The 6,419-nt window shown below is 60.9% G+C and carries 8 protein-coding genes; 4 read left to right on the forward strand and 4 right to left on the reverse strand.

The window, feature by feature from the left end:
- Nucleotides 1–69: 69 nt before the first annotated feature.
- From ABI660_RS16275 to ABI660_RS16285, 3 genes are all read left to right on the forward strand, one after another.
- Nucleotides 70–861 carry a hypothetical protein gene (locus tag ABI660_RS16275; protein ID WP_348069962.1) on the forward strand — a complete coding sequence of 264 codons (792 nt, stop codon included), beginning with the start codon at nucleotides 70–72 and terminating at the stop codon, nucleotides 859–861.
- Between the two features lie 134 nt (nucleotides 862–995).
- On the forward strand, nucleotides 996–1,253 hold the full coding sequence (locus ABI660_RS16280; RefSeq protein ID WP_348069964.1) for a hypothetical protein: 258 nt from the start codon (nucleotides 996–998) through the stop codon (nucleotides 1,251–1,253).
- A gap of 115 nt (nucleotides 1,254–1,368) precedes the next feature.
- Nucleotides 1,369–1,764 carry a hypothetical protein gene (locus ABI660_RS16285; RefSeq protein WP_348069966.1) on the forward strand — a complete coding sequence of 132 codons (396 nt, stop codon included), beginning with the start codon at nucleotides 1,369–1,371 and terminating at the stop codon, nucleotides 1,762–1,764.
- 21 nt (nucleotides 1,765–1,785) lie between these two features.
- Here ABI660_RS16285 and ABI660_RS16290 read toward each other — a convergent pair whose 3' ends face one another.
- From ABI660_RS16290 to ABI660_RS16305, 4 genes are all read right to left on the reverse strand, one after another.
- Nucleotides 1,786–3,489, reverse strand: coding sequence for an FAD-dependent oxidoreductase (locus ABI660_RS16290; RefSeq protein ID WP_348069968.1), 1,704 nt, complete (start codon nucleotides 3,487–3,489; stop codon nucleotides 1,786–1,788).
- A gap of 206 nt (nucleotides 3,490–3,695) precedes the next feature.
- Nucleotides 3,696–4,346, reverse strand: coding sequence for a DNA oxidative demethylase AlkB (gene alkB / locus ABI660_RS16295; RefSeq protein WP_348069970.1), 651 nt, complete (start codon nucleotides 4,344–4,346; stop codon nucleotides 3,696–3,698).
- A 129-nt stretch (nucleotides 4,347–4,475) separates the two neighbouring features.
- Nucleotides 4,476–5,189, reverse strand: a complete 714-nt coding sequence (locus ABI660_RS16300; protein ID WP_348069972.1) for a 2OG-Fe(II) oxygenase — start codon at nucleotides 5,187–5,189, stop codon at nucleotides 4,476–4,478.
- A gap of 159 nt (nucleotides 5,190–5,348) precedes the next feature.
- A complete protein-coding gene (locus ABI660_RS16305) occupies nucleotides 5,349–5,789 on the reverse strand; it encodes a hypothetical protein (RefSeq protein ID WP_348069974.1) in 441 nt (146 codons plus the stop codon).
- 188 nt (nucleotides 5,790–5,977) lie between these two features.
- On the opposite strand from ABI660_RS16305, the gene ABI660_RS16310 reads away from it, so the two are divergent.
- A partial coding sequence (locus tag ABI660_RS16310; RefSeq protein ID WP_348069976.1) for an MFS transporter occupies nucleotides 5,978–6,419 on the forward strand: 442 nt, incomplete at its 3' end.

Here is a 6,419-nt window from a genome sequence, read left to right on the forward strand (position 1 = left end):
GGGAGCCACGGAACAGGGGAAGCAAGCAGTCAATGAATGGTGTTTACAAGAAAATTTAGGGAAAACTACATGTCGAGCAAAACGCTCAAACCAGATTTTCATGATGCAGCGGGCGAGCGCTCCATCGATATCGCCGCGAAATCAATCGTGGCTGATGTTATGGAACTTGAGCGCCAAGGAAAGCTCAACGAGGCTGCACTCGCAGAGATTGACGCACGGGTCCAGGAAGAATTCAGACAGTTTGAGGAAACTCAAGCGAAAGCCGTTGCAGCTTATGAAGCAAACCGTTTCGTTTCAAAGCCAGCCGTTCTGCCCAAACGCTTTTATGTACCCGCATGGGGGTTGTTCATCTTTGTATTTTTTGGTCCTGTCCTGGAAATAACTATCGGTGAAGGTTTTATCTTCTCGTATGCGAACGACTACCGCGCTGCAGTGCCATGGATATTCTGGATATTGGTACCGATTTTGGGGATCGGATTTTTCATCCAGGAAAAAAAGAAACGTGTCCTCAGTGCTCAGTATCCCACCTGGGTAGTTAGGTGGTTGATCATGTTTCCGATCATGGTCACCCTGGGCGCCGGGGGTGTGGCCATGTCGCCCTTAGGCTGGTTCGCACTTGCTGGATGGGCAACAGGTACTGGGTCCAGTCACCTGGAAGCCAAAGTGTTGTCAATTGGTTCTTTGCGACCGAGTTCACGCGGCTGTGATCAGCAAGCCAGGTTGCAGGTACTTAACAATGAAGCAGATATCTGCCTTGAAGGGCGTATATTGGGCACCTCTCCCAAACAGGGCGATACGCTTGCCATTGCTGGTCGGATTTCCGGCATGGGCGTATACATCGAAAAACTTCAAGCCAAGTGAACATCGTTTAGCAGAAGGCGAGGTTCTGCACACGCAAACGGCTTAGTGGTTTCTCCTAGGGCCATGCACCCCTTTGTGGGCTGTACGTCCAGCGGTCGGTCAGCTATTCTCGTGACAACTACAGGAGGAAACCCATGGAATCGTCTCTGGATGTCATCGATCACGGCGACTGGCTCAGCTTTGGAATATCGCACGCCGGCAGCATCATTCCGGTCAAAATTTCCCGTGAGGCGATGGAGGAGCACTTCGGCGCAAGCAAAGGGCCGGACTCACTGAAAAGTGCCTATGCACTGGATGCCGAGATGATTCACGCGCGCGCTGCCGACATGATCGTGGCTGGCGTTGCCTATACCCCCGACAATCCCCTGGTGCTGAAGGCCGAAGATTTCTAGTTTCACTGTCTGGCAAGCACCTACAAAGGTACCGCCTATCCTTATCTGCAACCAGTCAAGACTCTCACGGTTTGACCGCTCGTAACGCCATCATGGCGTCAACAGGAGACGATACATGGCTGATGAATTCACAACCAACCATCAGACAGAGACTTTCAAGTCTTTGATAACGATTTCTCTAGACATCTTCAAGGGTCTAATTCTCATTAATGGCGGAGCAGCAGCCGGCATGGTTGCAACGCTCGACAAGTTGACCAAGGTGATTCATATTGGCGCCATCCAAGCATCCATGGGACTCTTTGTTGGGGGATTGCTAGCCGCGGTGGTGGCAAGCAGCTGCGCGTATTTCACGCAATTGGCGTTACATGAAGAAAACATGGGGCGCGAAGTGCGTGGCAAACACCATAGGTGGGTGATTGCTGTCACTATCTTCTGCATATTGAGCATGGCTTGTTTCGGTGCAGGCGGGCTGGTGGCCGCGCTGAGTATTCGACCAGTGCTTTGTGCATGAGCCTGTGGAAACTGAAAAGTATCAGACCACAGAAGCTGAACGCTCCCTCGTCGCCAGATGCTGGTGAATCATGGCCACCGCAGCCGCGCCCTCGCCTATCGCCCCACCGACCCGTTTGACCGACCCGCTGCGCACGTCGCCCACCGCAAACAGGCCGGGGATGCTGGTTTCGAGCGGTGCCGGCGTGTGGCCGTGCTGGTGGCTCGCCACTTTTTCGCCGGTGAGAACAAAACCCTGCGGATCAATGGCAACGCCGCAGTCCTGGAGCCAGCCGGTTTCGGGGTCGGCACCGACGAACATGAAGACGTTGCGCACGGCCGTTTGCTGCTCGCTGCCGGTTTTGCGGTTGCGCCAGGTCACCGCCGTCAGGCCAGCTTCATCGCCATGCAATCCGGCCAGCTCGGTATGCGGCAGCAGTTCAATATTAGGCGCGGCTTCGATGCGGTCTATCAAATAGCGCGACATGCTGGCGGCCAAGCTTGGCCCGCGCACCAGCACGTTGACCTTGGCGGCATGCTGCGAGAGAAACACCGCGGCCTGCCCGGCCGAGTTGCCGCCGCCGACCAGGGCGACTTCGGTCTGGCTGCACATCTTCGCCTCGAGGGCTGAGGCCCAGTACCAGACACCGCGGCCCTCAAACTCTGACAGGCGTGGCACTTCCGGCCGGCGATAACGTGCACCGCTGGCGACCACCATGGTTTTGCCGCGCAACCGGCGCCCATCGGTCAGCGTGAGCTGCAGTTCGCCTTCCTCGGCCATGCGGCTGCAGTTCAGCGACTTCGCCTGCGCCGGAATCAACATCTCGACGCCGAACTTCTGCGCCTGAACATAAGCCCGGCCGGCCAGCGCCTGGCCCGAGATGCCGGTCGGAAAGCCGAGGTAGTTTTCAATCCGCGCACTGGCTCCGGCCTGCCCGCCATAGGCCCGGCAGTCAAGCACCAGCACATGCAGGCCTTCGGACGCGGCGTACACCGCCGTGGCCAGGCCGGCCGGCCCGGCGCCGACCACGATCAGGTCGAACAGCTCGTCGTGGTCGGCGGTGTCCACCATGCCGATGCAGCGGGCCAGCTCGCCTTCGGTCGGGTTCAGCAACACCGAGCCATTCGGGCACACGGCCAGCATGTCGGCGGCGCCTGCGCTGTACTGCTCGAGCAGCGCGGCGGCACCGGCGTCTTTGGTAATGTCCATCACATGGTGCGGCTCGCCATTGCGGCTCAGGAAACTTTGCAGACGCATCACACTGGCCGACTGCGGCTGGCCGATCAGCACCGGGCCGCTGGCGCCGGCTTCGATCAGCGCAACGCGGCGCAGGATGAGCGCGCGCACCAGACGCTCGCCCAGGTCAGCCTCGGCAATAATGAGTGCGCGCAACTGGTCGGGCGGAATCAGCAGCGTCTCCACCTCGTCTTCGGCATGGCCATCAACCAGCGCAACGCTGCCCGACAATTGGCCAACCTCGGCCGCAAACCCGCCCGGCCCGTGCCGGACCACAGGCACCACATGGCCCATACCGTCACGCTGGGTCACGGCCAGGGTGCCCTTGAGCACCACAAACATGCCGGGGCCGGGCTCACCGGCGGCGAACAGCCTGTCACCGCGCTGATAACGCAGCAGCTTGCCGAAGCGCTGCATGCGTTCAATCTCGGAAGCGGTGAGCTCCGGAAACATCTGGTGGCGCCGGTCGTTATAGGGCGTGAACGGCGTTTCTGTCGAATCGTCAGCCATGGGAAAACTCCGGTTGTGCGGGGGGCCTGCGCTGATTTGAACCGCGAATGTTTTCAGGAACAAGCAGGAATTGTTACGCAGAGCCAAAGGCCTGCAAAAACAGAAGCCTTTGATCGCATACTCTGCCGCAGCAGAAAATTGCTATGTTTTCAATAGCTGTTTACACCCGTACCATAAGGGCCGGCGGCACTTTTCATTGAGAAAAATCAGCCCGCACGACGAAACGTCAGGTTGATACGACGCCGGCCCAGCAAGGGATGTTCACCATCGGCCAGCGGTGCCACGCCGTGGTAGGCCAGGCGCGCCGGGCCGCCCCAGACAACAACGTCGCCGTGGCCCAGGCGGTAGCGCTGCGGCTTGTCGCTGCGCCGGACGGTGCCGAACAGAAACACGGCGGGCAAACCCAGCGAGACAGAAACAATGGGCGCGGAATAATCCTTCTCGTCCTTGTCTTGATGCAGCGAGAGTCGGGCACCGGGTTCATAGCTGTTGATCAGGCAGGCGTCGGGTACGAAGTTGTCGAAGCCGGCCCGCGCTGCAGCGCTTTTGGCCAACTCGCAAAAGCTCGCCGGCATGGCCGGCCAGGGCTGACCGGAGAGCGGGTCCAGCGGGTCATAGCGGTAACCGCTGCGGTCAGACACCCAGCCCAGTGCCCCGCAATTGCTCATGCCCACCGACATGGTGTAACCGCCGGGCGTGACCAGGTGGCGAAACGGCGCCTGCGCAGTAACTTCTTCAACTGCTTGCAACAGGGCCGCATCACCTTCACGCCCAAAACCGCGCAGCACCGCCGCGCCCGGTGCGAGCGACTCGGTCGTCACGGCTACCGGCAAGTCGTCAAAAAGATCGGTGGTCAAACATTCTCCCGCGCGGGTTCGGGCCTTATTCCTTTTCTAAATCATTCGTGAACGCGAAGGCGAAGCGACGACAGTACAGACGTACGGCTAGCGAAGCCGACAAAGTGCACGGATGATTTAGAAATGGAATTACTGCGCGTCATGAAAAATAATCCCCAGCGTGTGGCGATGACCCGAGCGTACCGTGCTGACGCCGTGACGCATGTTGACCCTGTAAAAACCCCTGCTGCCCTGCACCGGTCGGTGGTGCACGGCAAACACCACGGCGTCGCCCTGGCCCAGGGGCACCACCTCGGGCCGGGACTGCATGCGCGGGCGCTGCTCGGTCAGCACAAACTCGCCGCCGGTGAAGTCTTCGCCCGGCCGCGACAGCAGCACCGCCACCTGCAGCGGAAACACATGTTCACCGTACAGGTCTTGGTGCAGGCAGTTGTAGTCGCCCTCCGCGTATTGCAAGAGCAGCGGCGTCGACCGCACCTGGCCGGCCGCGTGGCAGCGGGCCAAGAAGGCGGCGTGCTCAGCCGGATAACGCACGGCGATGCCCATGGCTTCGTTCCAGCGGTTGGCCACCTCCACCAGCTGCGGATACAGCGTGCTGCGCAGCTGCTGCACCAGCCCGGGCAAGGGGTAGCTGAAGTACTGGTACTCGCCCTGGCCGAAGCCGTGGCGGGCCATCACGATACGGCTGCGAAACAGCGCGCCCTGTCGATACAGCCCGGTGATTTCCGCACACTGCGCGGGGCTCAGCAGTTGCGGCAGCACGGCGCTGCCGTGCGCCTGCAGCACTTCGGTCAGCGCCGACCACCCGGTGTCGGCTGGCGTGTACGTCAACAAATTGTTCATGGCGCGCTTGGGTCTTGAGGAAAAACCCAAGCGTAAGCCGGAGGCAGCAGACAGGCTCGCCGGAAACGGACATCCCACCTCGTCATCACGTGGGTTTACGGCCCGATTCATGCATGAAATCGACCTCCAGCCCAGCGAGGGCGTGCGCAAGCAGCTACTTTATTGATAGCGGGTCGGGGAGCGCTGCAAGCCGGCGGCGCCGGTCAGCCCCAGCAGGGCAAGGAAACGATGCTGGAATGTGCTGGCGTCAGCAACTGGCAAAGGCGATCGGACGACAGTCCGGCTGCCCGCAAACTCCGGCAGGCAATCGGCCAGCTCCTCAAAACCCGCCACGATGCGCGGACCGACCCACAGCCGCACCCAGCGCGCCATCGCCAGGCGCTGGTCGCCCATGCGCAGGCTGGCCGCAAACTGCGGTGTGTTGAAAGACCTGGCAATCTGCTTTTCAACCAGAGGCGTCGCTTCGTCAGCCACCCAGTCCAGGAACACTGGCGACAAGTTTTTCCGGCTCGCGCAGACGAGCTCAAACACCAACTCGTCCAGCGCAGAGACGGCGGTAAGGCAGGCTTCTTTCAGGCCAACGGTGCTGGTGCGCATCATGACGGTCTCCTCAAAAATTCAGTAAGCTGCAGGCTTGTCACCCGCGAGGCGGCCCTACACCCGCGCTGGCGGAAATACGCCGAAAAAGCGGGTTCGGTTTCTTGAACGACAAGCAGGAGAGCCATACATGGTTAACGGCAGCCAGGCAAAAAAATTGAACACGGTGTACCGCAGCGCGAGGTACCGCCATGGCAGGTAACGTCCTGTCTCCGTGCGACGAAGGGCTGATCCGCGCACAGTACAAGGCAGAAACCGGGGCAGCCCCCGCATCGCGCCGCGGCCTGGCGCTGGCTGCCACCGTCCTCGGCTCCTCCATGGCCTTCATTGACGGTTCGGTCGTCAACATTGCCCTGCCCGCCATCCAGCGCGATTTTGCGGGCACCAGCGCGGGCCTGGCGGCCATGCAATGGGTGATCAACGCCTATCTGCTGGCGCTGGGCTCCCTGGTGCTCGTAGGCGGCTCGCTGGGCGACCGCTTCGGACGGCGCACAGTGTTCATCGTCGGCATTGCGCTTTTTACCGCCGCCTCTGTCGCCTGCGGGCTGGCGCCCGGCGCCGGCACCCTGATTGCGGCGCGTGCGCTGCAGGGCGTGGGCGCGGCACTGCTGGTGCCGGCCAGCCTGGCCATCA

Origin of the sequence: Polaromonas sp., assembly GCF_039930745.1 — a bacterium.
GTDB lineage: Bacteria > Pseudomonadota > Gammaproteobacteria > Burkholderiales > Burkholderiaceae_C > Polaromonas.

Coding starts and splice junctions, on each gene's coding strand:
- ABI660_RS16275 (WP_348069962.1), top strand. CDS start 70: ATGTCGAGCAAAACGCTCAAACCAGATTTTCATGATGCAGCGGGCGAG.
- ABI660_RS16280 (WP_348069964.1), top strand. CDS start 996: ATGGAATCGTCTCTGGATGTCATCGATCACGGCGACTGGCTCAGCTTT.
- ABI660_RS16285 (WP_348069966.1), top strand. CDS start 1,369: ATGGCTGATGAATTCACAACCAACCATCAGACAGAGACTTTCAAGTCT.
- ABI660_RS16290 (WP_348069968.1), bottom strand. CDS start 3,489: ATGGCTGACGATTCGACAGAAACGCCGTTCACGCCCTATAACGACCGG.
- ABI660_RS16300 (WP_348069972.1), bottom strand. CDS start 5,189: ATGAACAATTTGTTGACGTACACGCCAGCCGACACCGGGTGGTCGGCG.
- ABI660_RS16305 (WP_348069974.1), bottom strand. CDS start 5,789: ATGATGCGCACCAGCACCGTTGGCCTGAAAGAAGCCTGCCTTACCGCC.